The following is a 13,208-nucleotide window of genomic DNA, read 5'->3' as shown; positions in this document are numbered from 1 at the left end:
GACGGCCTGCGTGTCAGAGCCACCTCTTGTACTTGAACACCCCATAGAGCCCGACCGCGAACGCGGCCATCGCCCCGATCGCCATCGGATACCCGAACGCCCAGTGCAGCTCGGGCATCACGTCGAAGTTCATGCCGTAGACCGTGCCGACGAGCGTGGGCGCGAAGATGATGGCCGCCCACGAGGAGATCTTCTTGATCTCGTCGTTCTGAGCCAGACCCGCCTCCGAGTGCCGCCGGGCGACCAGCGCCGACTGCACCGTCAGGGCGTTCTCCAGGATCGCGCGGAACGAGTCGACGCGCTCGTTCACGCGGATCGTGTGGTCGAGCACGTCGCGGAGGGAGCGCTGCAGCTCCTCGTCGATCCGGTACTTCTCCGATCCGCGGCGCAGCCACTCCAGCATGCCGCTCAGCGGGTGCACCGCGCGCTGGAAGTTGATGACCTCGCGGGAGAGTTCGTAGATGCGGCGGGAGAGGGCGTCGTCGTCGCTGTCGCCGAAGAGCTGGTCCTCGATCTCGTCGATGTCGTTCTCCAGGCCCGCCACGACGGGCTCGTACTCGTCCACGACCTCGTCGAGGATCGCGTAGAAGACCGCCTCCGGTCCCATCGCGAGCAGCTCCGGGTTGGCCTCCATCCGGCGGCGGACCGCGGCGAGGTTCGGCGACTCCGCGTGGCGGATCGTCACCACGAAGTCGGGGCCGATGAACAGGTGCAGCTCACCGAACTCGATCGACTCCTCCTTGTCGCGGTAACGGGCGGGGCGCAGCACGGCGAAGAGCGTGTCGCCGTAGCGCTCCACCTTGGAGCGCTGATGCCCCGAGAGCGCATCCTCGACGGCGAGCGGATGCAGATCGAACTCGCGGGCGACGGACGCGACCTCTTCCGGACTCGGTCGGTACAGGCCGATCCACGCGATCCCGCCGGCGGCGTCCAGCATCCGGTAGGTCTCGTCCAGGTTCTTCGGGGTCTCCACGCGACGTCCGTGGACGTACACGCCGTTGTCGATGAGCGCCATGATGCGGCTCCGTTCTCGCGGGCGCACGCAGACGCTTGTCTCGCGTGCGGATTCGTCAGGGGGCGGGAGACGCCGCCGATGACTGCGAGGCGAGTGGCACGGACGCGGAGCAGGAGCTCAACGCGTGGGTGCCGGGAAGCGCGACGCAGCGAGGGCGGCGTCGTTACTATCGTCGGACATCGCCATCACCGCCTTTCCGTGCTTCTCCGGGGCCAGCTTACTCCTCCGTTTCGAATCGCCCGAATGGCCCCATTCCGGCCGCAGATGCCGCCAAGTGCGCGATTCGAAGGGGTCAGGGGACGATCGCGTCGATGTAGCCGCCATCGACGCGGACGGCGGCGCCCGTCGTCGCCGAGGCGAGCGGGGACGCGAGGTACGCGACCATGTTCGCGATCTCCTCCGGTTCGATGAGCCGCTGCAGCAGGGACTGGGGGCGGTGCACGCGCATGAACTCGCGCTGGGCCTCCTCCCACGGCAGCTGCGGATCCACGAGCGAGTACACGAAGTCCTCCACGCCGCCGGTGTGGGTCGGGCCCGCGAGCACCGAGTTCACCGTCACACCCGTGCCGGCTGCCTCCTTCGCGAACCCCCGGGAGACGGCGAGCAGCGCGGTCTTCGACATCCCGTAGTGGATCATCTCCGCCGGGATCACGACCGCGGAGTCGCTGGCGATGTCGAGCACCCGACCCCAGCCGCGCTCCTTCATGCCGGGCAGGGTCGCGCGGATGAGCCGGACGGCGGCGAGCACGTTCACGTCGAAGTACCGGCGCCACTTGTCGTCGGAGATGTCGAGCGCGGGGGTGGCCCCGAAGATGCCGAGGTTGTTGACGAGGATGTCGACGTCTCCGGTGGCGGCGAGCACGCGGGCGGCGCCGTCTTCCGTGGTGACGTCGCCCGGCGCGGCGAGGAGGTTCCGGTCCGGGTTCTCCTCCTGCAGCGCGGCGATGACCGACGACACGGTCTCGGGGTTCCGACCGTTGACGGCGACCCGCGCTCCCGCATCGGCCAGAGTCGTGGCGATGGCGAGTCCGATGCCCTGGGTCGAACCCGTGACGAGGGCCGTCTTCCCGGCGAGGTCGATGCGCATGATGTCTCCTCCGTGTCGCTGCGGCCTCCGGTGCAACGCCCGCCGCGCCGGATTCATGCCCGCCCGCTCCCCGCCCGCCGGGGACGCCCGTGCGGGACGGGAAAGGTTCCCGAGGAGCCGGAGCGGGGAGCGTTTTCGATCCCGCGAGGTGGGAACTCGCGGCGCGGAGGAGGATGCGGGACGGGAAAGGTGCCGGGTAACGGCTGGGGAGGTGCAGGTGTGATCCCGCGCGGTGGGCGGGGCGGACGGAGACGGGGGAGGGAACGGACGGAGCGCAGCCCAGATCGGGGACGCCCGTGCGGGACGGGAAAGGTTCCCGAGGAGGCGGACCCGGGAGCGTTTTCGATCCCGCGAGGTGGGAACTCGCGGCGCGGAGGAGGATGCGGGACGGGAAACGTGCCGGGGTTGGGCCGGGGAGGTGCAGATGTGATCCCGCGAGGTGGGCGAGGTGCGGGGGCTAGAGGGGGATGGGGGTGCCGGCGCGGGACGCGGACTCCTGCGCGGCCTTCACGATCTCGACGGTGCGGATGCCGACACCGGCGTCGGGCTGGGGCTGACGGCCCGCGCGCACGGCCCGCACGAACTCCTCGAGCAGCAGGGCGTCGAGGTCGGCCCCGACCGGGGTCCAGGTCTCGCCGTGGGCATCGTGTCCGGCCACGCCCTTCGCGAAGGGGCTCACGGTCACGGTCCCGCGCTCGGCCACGACCTCGAGGGTGAGGCCGCCCCAGGTCGGCGAGCTCAGCGGCCAGCTCCACGAGCAGTCGATCGTGGCGATCACCCCGCTCGGGTACTGGATCGTCACGAGGCCCCCGGTCTCGACCGCGAGGTCGCGCTCCCCGTGCAGGATGCTGTTCGACACCGCGCGGACGGTCTGCGCCCGCTCACCCAGGAGCTCGTCGAGGAGGTCGGCGCAATGCACGACGTGGTCGACCAGGGCACCGCCGCCGGCGAGCGCGGGATCGGTGAACCAGGCCCGGTCCTGCGGGAGCTTGCCGTTGTTGATGCCGGTGACGCCGAGGATCTTCCCGAGGCGTCCGCTGCGCAGCTCGGCGACGGCGTCGCGCACCGCGGGGGAGAAGCGCACCGGGTACGCCACCATGAGTAGCACGCCCGCCCGGTCGCAGGCGTCGCGCATCGCGATCGCGTCCTCGACGGTCGTCGCCAGCGGCTTCTCGCACAGCACGTGCACGCCGGCCGCGGCGGCCTGCTCGACGAGGGCGCGGTGACGGGAGTTCTCGGCGGCCACCACGACCGCGTCCGGGCCCCACGCGAAGGCCTCGTCGTAGGTCTCGACGTACGCGACCCCGAGCTCCGCGGCCAGGGCGGCACCGCGCGGAGCGTCGTCCGGGGCGGAGGCGCCGTCGGGGTCGGCGGCGATCAGCTCGACACCGGGCATCTGCTGCAGCGCGTGCACGTAGCTGAGGGCGTGCGTGTGCGCGAAGGACAGCACGGCGATCCGCAGCGGGCGGGGAGCGGTCATCGGGTGGCCTCCTCGGCGACGGCGACGGCGGGGGACGAAGCGGGGAGGGCGACCGGGGCTCCGGAGGCGATCGAGGCGTAGGCGGCCTCGGCGACCGCGACCGCCTGGATGCCGTCCTCCGGGGTGACGGCGGCATCGCGTCCCTCCGCGATGGCGGCCACGAAGTCGGCGATCTCCGCGTAGTACGGACTCTCCTCGGGTGACATCGGCGGGAGGTAGTCGGTCGCGCCCTCGACGAGCACGGCGTCGGTGCGCAGCGTGTGGTCCTCGGCGCTGTCGTAGCGCAGGCGCCCCTCGGATCCGGCGACCTCGACGCTGGTGCGGAACGGCATGCCGGGCTGCACCCAGCTCGCGTGCACGTGGCTGATGACCCCGTTGCGGTGGGTGAGCACGACATGCGCCGTGACCGGGGCCGGAACGCGGTCGTCGACCGTCGGCGGGTTCTGCACCGCGTAGACGCTGTCGACCGGCCCGGCGAACCACAGCGCCTGATCGATGTCGTGGATCATGAGGTCGCGGATGACGCCGCCGCCCGCCCGCTCCGAGAAGAACCAGGGGGCCTGGGGTGCGGCGCCGAGGCGACGGAAGCGCTGCACGGCAGGGGTGCCGATCTGCCCGGCGTCGATGCCGGCCTTGATCCGGGCGTACTCCCCCATGTAGCGCACGACGTGGGCGGGGAACAGCCGTACTCCCGCGGCGGCTGCGGCGGCGGTCACCTCGGCGGCGGCCTCCGCGGTCGCGGCGAGCGGCTTCTCGCAGATCACGTCGATCCCCCGGGCGATGGCCCGAAGGGCGAAGTCGGCGTGGGTGCTGCTCGGCGTGACGATGTCGACGACGTCGACCTGCTCCAGGAGCGCGTCGACGTCGGCCACGACCTCGAAGCCGTACTCGGCGGCGATCTCCTCCGCGCCCTCCTTCGAGGTGACGAAGCCCTGCACGCCGAGCGCCCGCCAGGCGTCGGCGTGCACGCGGGAGATCCCGCCCGCGCCGATGAGTCCGACCTTCAACGTGCTCACTGCTTCTCCTCGGGGTCGTCGCCGGCCGCGGGGTCGTGCGGCAGGGGGGTGATCGGTGGGGCGGGCATGTCGTCGATGCCGTAGATGTCGCCCGGATGCCGCTGGAACGCGTGCACGACGGCGCCGTGGGCGGCTGCTTCCGCACCCAGCCGTGCCTCCGCGACGGGCACCTGGAACGGCAGTCCGAGGTGGCCGGGCAGGGCGGCGCGCAGGGGGTCGAGCAGCTGCTCGTGCGCGGCCGAGAGTCCGCCGCCGATCACCACCATGGCGGGGTCGACCGTCATGATCAGCGTCGCGATCCCGTGGGCGAGTTCGTCGATGAACCCGTCGAGCTCCTGCCGGGCGGCCTGCTCCCCGCTGCGCGCCAGGGCGAACACTTCGGCGGCGGTCGGGGCGGTGCGCCACGAGATCTGCCCGGTCTCGGTGTTCAGGCCCCGGAACGCGAGGCGGCCGATGTCTCCCGCCGCGTTGTGGATGCCGCGCCGCGGACGGCCGCCGAGGATGAGGCCCATGGCGATGCGGTTGCCGACCGACAGGTAGATGACATCGTCGACGAGCTGCGCGACGCCGAGGTGATGTTCCGCAACGGCCGCGAGCCGCACACCGTTGTCGACCGCCACGGGGCAGCCGAACGCCTGGCGCAGCTGCGACCCGATGTCGATGCCGGACCACTCCGGGATGACGACCGAGGTGGTGACCCGTCCGTCGTCGTCGACGATGCCGGGCAGGGAGACGCCGATCGCCCGCAAGCCGGTCCGCGGCAGCGAGAGCGGGGCGAGCGTGTCCCGGACGTCGTCGATCACGGCGGCGAGCTTGGCCGGGCCGTCTGGTTGCTCCGCGACGCCGGGGAACGCCCGCTGGGCGATGACCACGCCCGCGAGGTCCGCGACGACGACGCGCACGCTCGCGACGCCGATGTCCACGCCCACCACCACGCCGGCGGCGGCGTGGAAGGAGTAGCGGCGGGCGGGCCGACCGGCGCCTCCGCCGACCTGCGCCGGGGCGTCGATGAGGAGGCCGGAGTCGGAGAGCACTGCCACGGCGTTCTCGACGGAGGTGCGGGAGACCTCGAGCGACCGCGAGAGGTCGCTGACCGTCGCCGGTCCGGCGTCGCGCAGCCGGAGTGCGGACCGCGCCACGATCGAGAGCGGACTGGTCGCGCCCATCGGGTCCCTCCTTCGTCTCCGCCATTGGTGCGATCAAATTAGCACACCCGATTCTCAGATCGGGGATTGTTGTTCACGGCCGAGAAACACGGCTGAAACAAGGCTCTGAGAACTTGTGCTTGACGAATTATCCAAAGCCAATGTCATAATGAACCGTACTCAGCACGGTTTACGCAAAGGAGCACCATGCGCGTCAGCAAGATCACCGGCGTCGTCGCGGGAGTCGCGGCCGCCACCCTGTTGGCCGGATGTTCGGCCGGCGGAGGCAACACCGCAGAGGGCGAGCAGGACATCACGGTCTGGCTCTACCCCGTCATCGCCGACGAGGCGGTGCACAAGGACTTCTGGGACTCGACCATCGAGGCGTTCGAGAAGGAGAACGAGAACGTCAACGTGAAGTACGAGATCTTCCCGTGGGCGAACCGTGACGAGGCCCTGCAGACGGCGATCGCCGCCGGCAAGGGACCGGACGTCGTCTACCTCATCCCCGACCAGCTCGCGGCGTACCAGAAGTCGATCGCCCCGCTGAACGACCTGCTCAGCGAGGAGCGCCAGGGCGACCTGCTCCCCAACGTCAAGGAGTCGGTCACGCTCGGCGGCGACATCCTCGGTGCCCCGATCCTCACCAGCGCGCAGCCGCTGATCTGCAACGCGGCCGCGTTCGAGGCCGCCGGGGTGACCGAGTACCCGGAGACGTGGGACGACATCGCCGAGATGGCCCCGGCCTTCGTCGACAAGGGCATGTACGCCCTCAACTACCCGGCGTCGGCCGAGAACACCCTCAACCTCACCTACTACCCGCTGCTGTGGCAGGCCGGCGGCGAGGTCTACACCGAGGACGGCGAGGTCGGCTTCGACAGCAAGGCCGGTGAAGAGGCCCTCACCTTCCTGACCGACCTGGCCGAGGAGGGCGCGCTCGACCCGGAGGCTCTCACCACCAACGTCCCGCTGGAGCAGACCGCCATCGCCCAGGGCAAGGTCGCCTGCACCTGGAACAACGCCGTGACCGAGGTCGCGCCGTTCTGGGGCGAGGAGAACGTCAAGGTCCTCGCGCCGCTGACCGACAAGGAGTCCGTGGCCTACGGCACCGTCGGCTCGCTGTCCGTGCTCAAGGGCTCGAAGGCCCCCGAGGCCGCAGCCGCGTTCGCCGAGTTCGCGACCGGCGCCGACGTCGTCGAGCCGTATCTCAAGGCCGCCGGCTACTTCTCCGCGCTCAGCACCACCGAGCCGCTGTACGCCGACGACCCGCTCCTCGGCGAGGTCGAGAAGTACGTCCCGGACACCACGGTGGGCGAGCTCGACGCCAGCTCCCGTGCGCTCATGGGCGTGCTCTCGCCGGAGATTCAGGCCGCCCTGCTGGGCCAGAAGTCCCCGGCCGACGCCCTGAAGGACGCCGCGGCCGCCGCAGCCCCGCTGCTGCAGAAGTGACACCCGGGGGCGTGCGGGTACCCGCCGCACGCCCCCTCCCCCGCCCCCCACGTGAGGAATCGACAATGACGACGGCCACCACGGCGCCGAAGCCCGCAGGACGGGTCGCCCGGGTGCTCGCCCGACGGGAAGCGCGCGTCGCGTTCCTGTTCGTGCTCCCCGCCTTCCTGCTGTTCATCGCCTTCCGCTTCGGCCCGAGCATCGCGGGTGTGGCGCTGAGCTTCTTCGACTACGACATCTCCGGCGAGATCGCCTGGCGCGGCCTCGACCACTTCCAGCGCCTCGTCGCCGACCCGCTGTTCTGGCGGGCGCTGGGGACCACCCTCATCTACACGGTCTTCGCGGTGCCGATCGCGCTCGTGCTGTCGACGATCATGGCCCTCGGCGTGCGCCGCGCCTTCCGCGGCGCCCGGTTCTTCCGCTCGATCTTCTTCCTCCCCGTCATCACCTCGCTCGTGCTGGCCGGCTCGATCTTCGTCTGGATCTTCTCCGCCAACGGCCCGTGGTCCGCGCTGATGGCCCCGCTCGGTCTCGGCGGCTCCTGGCTCGGCAGCACCGTGCTCGTGATCCCCGCGATCGTCGTCGTGGGCGTCTGGTCCCGGTTCGGCTACGGGATGATGATCCTCATCGCCGCCCTGCAGGACGTGCCGCGCGAGCTGGAGGAGGCGGCGCTGGTCGACGGCGCGAACGCCTGGCAGCGTTTCCGCTGGATCATCCTCCCGCACCTGCGCCCGACGTTCTTCTTCCTCGCGGTGATCGAGACGACGGCCGCCTTCCAGGTCTTCGACGTCATCTACGTGATGACCCAGGGCGGGCCGGCGAACGCGAGCTACTCGCTCGTCTACATGCTCTACGACCAGGGCTTCCGCTACTTCGACTACGGCTACGCGGCCGCGGTGGGCGTGGCCCTGTTCGTCATGACCCTCGTGGTCGCCCTCATCCAGCGCCTCGTGATCGGAAAGCAGAAATGACCGCCCTCCTGCAGCCGCCGACGCAGACGACGCCGCCCGCGACGCGTCCCGCCGCGCGGAAGCGCCGTTCGTTCCGCGCGCTCGAGCCGACCGGCTGGGGCATCGCCGTCCGCTGGATCTGGCTGAGCCTCGCCGGCATCCTCAGCTTCTTCCCCTTCTACGCCATGGTCGTGCTGAGCCTGAAGCCGGGCATGCTCGTCGAGCTCCCCGGCTCGCTGCTCCCCTGGAACGACATCTCGTTCGAGGCGTACGAGCAGGTGCTCGCCGGGCAGAACATCCTCGTCTGGCTGTTCAACACGCTCGTCTACTCGCTCGTGTCGGTCGTGGCGGTGCTGTTCCTCTCCGCGCTCGCCGGGTACGCCTTTGCCAAGAAGCGCTTCCGCGGCAAGGAGGTCATGTTCTGGTCGTTCCTGGCGATGGTCATGGTGCCGTTCCACGTGACGCTGATCCCGACGTTCATCCTCATGGCGAACCTCGGCGGCATCGACACCTACTGGGGTCTCATCCTGCCGACGCTCGCGAACGCGCAGGCCGTCTTCCTCATGCGCCAGTTCATCCAGGGCCTTCCCGACGAGCTCTTCGAGGCCGCCCGCATCGACGGGGCCGGCGAGTTCCGCATTTTCCTGCGGATCGTGCTGCCGCTGTGCAAGCCGATCCTCGCGACGCTCGGGATCTTCGTCTTCCTCTGGCACTGGAACGACTTCCTCTGGCCGCTCATCATCGCCAAGTCCAACTCGATGTTCACCCTCACCGTGGGCATCTCGTCGCTGCAGCAGCAGGATGTGCCGCTCAGCACCATGCTCGCCGGCTCCGTCGTGGCGCTGCTGCCGATCTTCCTCGCGTACCTCATCGCTCAGCGGTACGTGCAGGAGGGCGTCACCGGCACCGGGATCAAGGGCTGAGAAGAAGGGAACCGCACGACAATGACGCAGTACGCATTCGCCTCCGAGGCCGAGCTCGAGGAGGCGCTGGCCACCCCGAGCGACGGGCTCGTGGCCGACCTCGCCCAGGGTTCCGGAGACCTCGTGATCCTCGGCGCCGGCGGCAAGATGGGACCGACCCTGGCGATGCTCGCCCGGCGCGGCCTGGACGCCGCCGGCCGCACGGACGACGCCGTCTACGCGGTCTCCCGCTTCGGCGACGCCGCCATCCGCGAGCGCCTGGAGGCCGCGGGGGTCCGCGTCGTGCCGTTCGACCTCATCGAGAACGACGACCTCGCCGGTCTCCCCGACGCCCCGAACGTGGTGTTCATGGTGGGCGCGAAGTTCGGTGCCGCGACCAACGCCTCCTGGGCGTGGGAGGTCAACGCGGCTCTTCCCGACCGCATCGCCCGCCGATACCGCGACAGTGCGATCTCGGTGCTCTCCACCGGGAACGTGTACCCGTTCGTCCCTGCCACCTCGGGCGGTGCCGCCGAGGAGACCACGCCCGCGCCGATCGGCGAGTACGCGCAGTCCTGCCTCGGTCGGGAGCGCGTGTTCGAGTTCGGGGCGCAGGAGCGCGGCACCAAGGTCGCGATCATCCGCCTGAACTACGCCGTCGACCTCCGCTACGGGGTGCTCGCCGACATCGGCAGCGCCGTGCACGCGGGGGAGCCGGTCTCGGTCGCCACCGCCAACGTCAACGTGATCTGGCAGGGCTACGCGAACGAGGTCGTGCTGCGCAGCCTCGTGCATGCCTCGACCGCCCCCTTCGTGATCAACCTCACCGGTCCGGAGCTGCTCAGCGTCTCCTCGATCGCCCACCGCTTCGGCGAGCTGTTCGAGCGGGAGGTCGAGATCGTCGACGAGCCGCAGCCGACCGCGCTGCTCAGCGACGCCCGCCGCTGCATGGCCCTGTTCGGCTACCCGTCCGTCTCCGCTGAGGAGCTCATCCGCATGCAGGCCGGCTGGATCCGCGACGGGCTGCCGATGATCGCCAAGCCCACCAAGTGGGCCGTACGGGACGGGAAGTTCTGATGACCGACGCCGCTGCGCGGACGGCGACCGTGCCATCGCTGCGCCCTGAGGCCGCCGCGACCCTCGCCCGCGGGGCTGTAATCCCGGCCCATCCGCTCGCCCTCACCGCCGCGCGCACGCTCGACGAGCGGCGGCAGCGGGCGCTCTCCCGCTACTACCTCGACGCCGGGGCCGGCGGCCTCGCCGTCGGCGTGCACACGACGCAGTTCGAGATCCGCGACCCGGAGCACGCGCTCTTCGAGCCGGTGCTCGCGCTGGCCGCGGAGGAGATGGACGCCCGCGGCGACGCGACCCTCGTGCGCATCGCCGGCGTGGCCGGCGACACGGCCCAGGCGGTCGCCGAAGCGGAGCTCGCCCGCTCCCTCGGCTACGACGCCGTGCTGGTGAGTCCCCGCGTCGCGGGTGCGGACGAGCGTGCCCTGCTCGACCGCGCCCGCGCCGTCGGCGAGGTGCTGCCGCTGGTCGGCTTCTACCTGCAGACCGCGATCGGCGGACCCGTGCTCGACCGCGAGTTCTGGCGGGAGTTCGCCGCGATCCCCTCCGTCGTCGCGGTGAAGGCCGCTCCCTTCGACCGCTATCGCACGCTGGAGCTCGTACGGGGCGTGGCCGCCTCGGGCCGCGCCGACGAGATCGCGCTGTACACGGGCAACGACGACGCGATCGTCGCCGACCTGCTCTCCGAGTTCCACGTGGACTCCCCGTCCGGGCGGCGCACCCTCCGGTTCGTCGGCGGGCTGCTCGGCCAGTGGGCGGTCGGCACGCACGCGGCGGTCGCGCTGCTGGAGCGGGTGCATCGCGCCCTGGCGGGAGACGCGGAGGCCTACCGTGAGGTGGGACGCCGTGCCTCGGACATGGTGGACGTGAACCAGGCCGTGTTCGACCCGGGCAACGACTTCCACGGCGTCATCGCCGGGGTGCACGAGATGCTCCGCCAGCAGGGGCTTCTCGAAGGCATCTGGTGCCTCGACCCGGCCGAGGGCCTCTCGCCGGGACAGGCGGAGGAGATCGCCCGCGTCCGGCAGGCGTATCCGGAGCTCAACGACGACGCGTTCATCGCCGAGAACCTCGAGGCCTGGCTGCGATGACCGCCGGCACGGGCGCTCCGAGCGTGGTCGCGGTCGTCTCCGCCGAGCTGTTCGCGGAGTTCTTCTCGCCCGAGGACGCGGCGCGCTTGGAGGCCGTCGCGGCGCGGCTCGGCGGGACGTTCGTGCGGGTGGACCGGCTCGCGGACGCGGTGCTCGACGAGGCGCGCGTCGTGGTGACGAGCTGGGGCGTGGGTCCTTTCGACCACGCGGTGCTCGCCACCCTTCCGAAGCTGGAGCTCGTCGCGCACACCGGGGCCACGATCAAGCCCTTCGCGACCGACGAGCTGTTCGACCGCGGCGTGCGGGTGACGCAGGCCGGGGCGGGGATGGCCCGGTCGGTGGCGGAGGTGTCGCTGACCTTCACGCTCGCGCTGCTGCACCGGGTGCCCGAGATGCACGACGCGCTGCGCGCCGGGAGCGGCTGGTGGGACGCGGAGGCCGTCGGGCTGCAGCACGAGATCCTCGGCGCGCCCATCGCGGTCATCGGCGCCTCCCGGACCGGGCGGGCGTACCTCGAGCTCCTCCGGGCGCTCGGCGCACAGCCGCTGCTCGTCGACCCGACCCTGGAGGCCGCGGAGGCGGCGTCCCTCGGGGCGGAGCTCGTGACGCTCGACGAGGCGCTCCGTCGCGCGCAGATCGTCGCGGTGCATGCCCCGACCCTGCCCGAGACGCATCACCTGATCGGCGCGCGCGAACTCGCCCTGATGCCGGACGGCGCGGGCCTGGTGAACACGGCGCGCTCCTGGCTCGTCGACGAGGCCGCCCTGCTCGCCGAGCTCCGGCGCGGCCGGTTGAGCGCCGCGATCGACGTGTTCGACGAGGAGCCCCTCCCCGCGGAGAGCCCCTTCCGCTCGGCACCGCGCGTGCTGCTCACTCCGCACCGCGCGGCCGGGACCAGGGAGGGCCGACTGCGGCAGGGGCGGATCGTCGCCGACGAGCTCGACGCCTTCGCTGCGGGGCGGCCGCTCGCACACGCCGTCGACCGCGCCCAGCTCTCCTCGATGGCATGAGCGCCGTGGTCGTGCGGTCGGCGCGGGCGGAGGACCAGCCCGCCCTCGCGGCACTGTGGGCGGCCGCCTTCACACCGCCCCTCGCGCCGGACCAGTGGCTCGTGGACGACGAGCGGCTGAGCCACACGCTCGTCGCGGAAGACGACGAGGGCGTGTGCGGGTCGATCTTCGGACTGCCGAAGCGCCTGCGGGAATCGGACGGCGGTGTGGCGCGGGTGCACGCGATCGGCAGTGTGGCGGTCGCCGAGCGGGCTCGCGGTCGGGGCCTGGCCCGCCGGCTCGTGGCCGCCACCCTGGACGCGGCGGGTGACGCCGACTGGGCCCTGCTGTTCACCGGAACCCCCGACGTGTACCGGTCGAGCGGCTTCACGACCTTCTCGATGCCTCGTGCTTTCGCCGGGCCGTGGGCGGCGTCGGCGACGGCCCCGGAGCCCGCCTCGATCGCGCGCGAGTGCGTGGGACTCGGTGTCCTCGGCCCGCTGCGCGAGGTCTACGAGCGCTCCCGCACCGGTGTGGTCGTGCTCGCTCCGGTGCGCGGCGACCGCGACTGGACGATGGCGGAGGTGCGGCTGCGGGGCGCGACGCTGTATCGGCTCGCCGAGGCGGAGGCGACGGTCGGCTACGCGGTGGCGGAGGTGCGCGATGGCATCGGGCTGCTGCACGAGAGCGCGACCGATCCCACCGTGGCCGATCCGGCCGCGGTGCGACACACCCTGCTGGAGGCCGTGGCCGCGGACTGGGCCGCGGCGGGCGTCCGCACCTGCGAGCTGGCCGTCCCCGCGCTCGCCGCGGAGGAGGCCGCCGTCCGGGCGATCGCTCCCGCGGCCGTGCGGCAGGACGACCGCACCGGGATGATCCGCCCGCTTCGCCGGGAGGCCCGGGTGGACGGCATCCGCCACTTCACGGCGGGCGACTACTTCTGAGCATCCGCTCGGAGAGCGCAGGGGATCGGGGACTGATCGGTGACCGCGATCCGGCCGAGGGCCGGACGC

Annotated in this window: 12 protein-coding genes; 7 read left to right on the top strand and 5 right to left on the bottom strand. The window is 71.5% G+C overall.

The window, feature by feature from the left end; all coding sequences use genetic code 11:
• Nucleotides 1–13: 13 nt before the first annotated feature.
• The 5 genes from corA to KVS71_RS01335 all read right to left on the bottom strand — a co-directional run bounded on the left by corA (nucleotide 14) and on the right by KVS71_RS01335 (nucleotide 5,764).
• The gene (gene corA, locus KVS71_RS01355; RefSeq protein WP_025104158.1) at nucleotides 14–1,015 is read right to left on the bottom strand and encodes a magnesium/cobalt transporter CorA; all 1,002 of its coding nucleotides are present in this window, start codon (nucleotides 1,013–1,015) and stop codon (nucleotides 14–16) included.
• Nucleotides 1,016–1,307: 292 nt separating this feature from the next.
• A complete protein-coding gene (locus KVS71_RS01350; protein ID WP_217583090.1) occupies nucleotides 1,308–2,102 on the bottom strand; it encodes an SDR family oxidoreductase in 795 nt (264 codons plus the stop codon).
• Nucleotides 2,103–2,559: 457 nt separating this feature from the next.
• Nucleotides 2,560–3,582, bottom strand: a complete 1,023-nt coding sequence (locus tag KVS71_RS01345) for a Gfo/Idh/MocA family protein (protein WP_217583088.1) — start codon at nucleotides 3,580–3,582, stop codon at nucleotides 2,560–2,562.
• Nucleotides 3,579–4,598, bottom strand: a complete 1,020-nt coding sequence (locus KVS71_RS01340) for a Gfo/Idh/MocA family protein (protein WP_060922749.1) — start codon at nucleotides 4,596–4,598, stop codon at nucleotides 3,579–3,581. The genes KVS71_RS01345 and KVS71_RS01340 overlap by 4 nt, the downstream gene beginning before the upstream one ends.
• Nucleotides 4,595–5,764: an ROK family transcriptional regulator gene (locus KVS71_RS01335; RefSeq protein ID WP_217583086.1), complete on the bottom strand. Its 1,170-nt coding sequence runs from the start codon at nucleotides 5,762–5,764 to the stop codon at nucleotides 4,595–4,597. Before KVS71_RS01335 ends, KVS71_RS01340 begins: the two co-directional genes overlap by 4 nt.
• A gap of 186 nt (nucleotides 5,765–5,950) precedes the next feature.
• Here KVS71_RS01335 and KVS71_RS01330 point away from each other — a divergent pair, with 186 nt between their 5' ends.
• The 7 genes from KVS71_RS01330 (at nucleotide 5,951) to KVS71_RS01300 (ending at nucleotide 13,139) form a co-directional block, all read left to right on the top strand.
• A complete protein-coding gene (locus tag KVS71_RS01330; protein ID WP_144881556.1) occupies nucleotides 5,951–7,192 on the top strand; it encodes an ABC transporter substrate-binding protein in 1,242 nt (413 codons plus the stop codon).
• A 65-nt stretch (nucleotides 7,193–7,257) separates the two neighbouring features.
• A complete protein-coding gene (locus tag KVS71_RS01325; protein WP_060923533.1) occupies nucleotides 7,258–8,163 on the top strand; it encodes a carbohydrate ABC transporter permease in 906 nt (301 codons plus the stop codon).
• On the top strand, nucleotides 8,160–9,065 hold the full coding sequence (locus tag KVS71_RS01320) for a carbohydrate ABC transporter permease (protein WP_060923532.1): 906 nt from the start codon (nucleotides 8,160–8,162) through the stop codon (nucleotides 9,063–9,065). Before KVS71_RS01325 ends, KVS71_RS01320 begins: the two co-directional genes overlap by 4 nt.
• Nucleotides 9,066–9,086: 21 nt before the next feature.
• Nucleotides 9,087–10,121 carry an epimerase gene (locus tag KVS71_RS01315; RefSeq protein ID WP_217583078.1) on the top strand — a complete coding sequence of 345 codons (1,035 nt, stop codon included), beginning with the start codon at nucleotides 9,087–9,089 and terminating at the stop codon, nucleotides 10,119–10,121.
• Nucleotides 10,121–11,206 (top strand): dihydrodipicolinate synthase family protein, encoded by a 1,086-nt coding sequence (locus KVS71_RS01310; protein ID WP_217583076.1) that lies wholly within the window; start codon nucleotides 10,121–10,123, stop codon nucleotides 11,204–11,206. The genes KVS71_RS01315 and KVS71_RS01310 overlap by 1 nt, the downstream gene beginning before the upstream one ends.
• The gene (locus tag KVS71_RS01305) at nucleotides 11,203–12,216 is read left to right on the top strand and encodes a hydroxyacid dehydrogenase (RefSeq protein ID WP_217583068.1); all 1,014 of its coding nucleotides are present in this window, start codon (nucleotides 11,203–11,205) and stop codon (nucleotides 12,214–12,216) included. Before KVS71_RS01310 ends, KVS71_RS01305 begins: the two co-directional genes overlap by 4 nt.
• On the top strand, nucleotides 12,213–13,139 hold the full coding sequence (locus KVS71_RS01300) for a GNAT family N-acetyltransferase (protein WP_217583066.1): 927 nt from the start codon (nucleotides 12,213–12,215) through the stop codon (nucleotides 13,137–13,139). Before KVS71_RS01305 ends, KVS71_RS01300 begins: the two co-directional genes overlap by 4 nt.
• Nucleotides 13,140–13,208 lie beyond the last annotated feature (69 nt).

Source organism: Microbacterium sp. GbtcB4 (assembly GCF_019091465.1).
GTDB lineage: Bacteria > Actinomycetota > Actinomycetes > Actinomycetales > Microbacteriaceae > Microbacterium > Microbacterium paraoxydans.
This window is presented reverse-complemented; position numbering and strand designations above follow the sequence as displayed.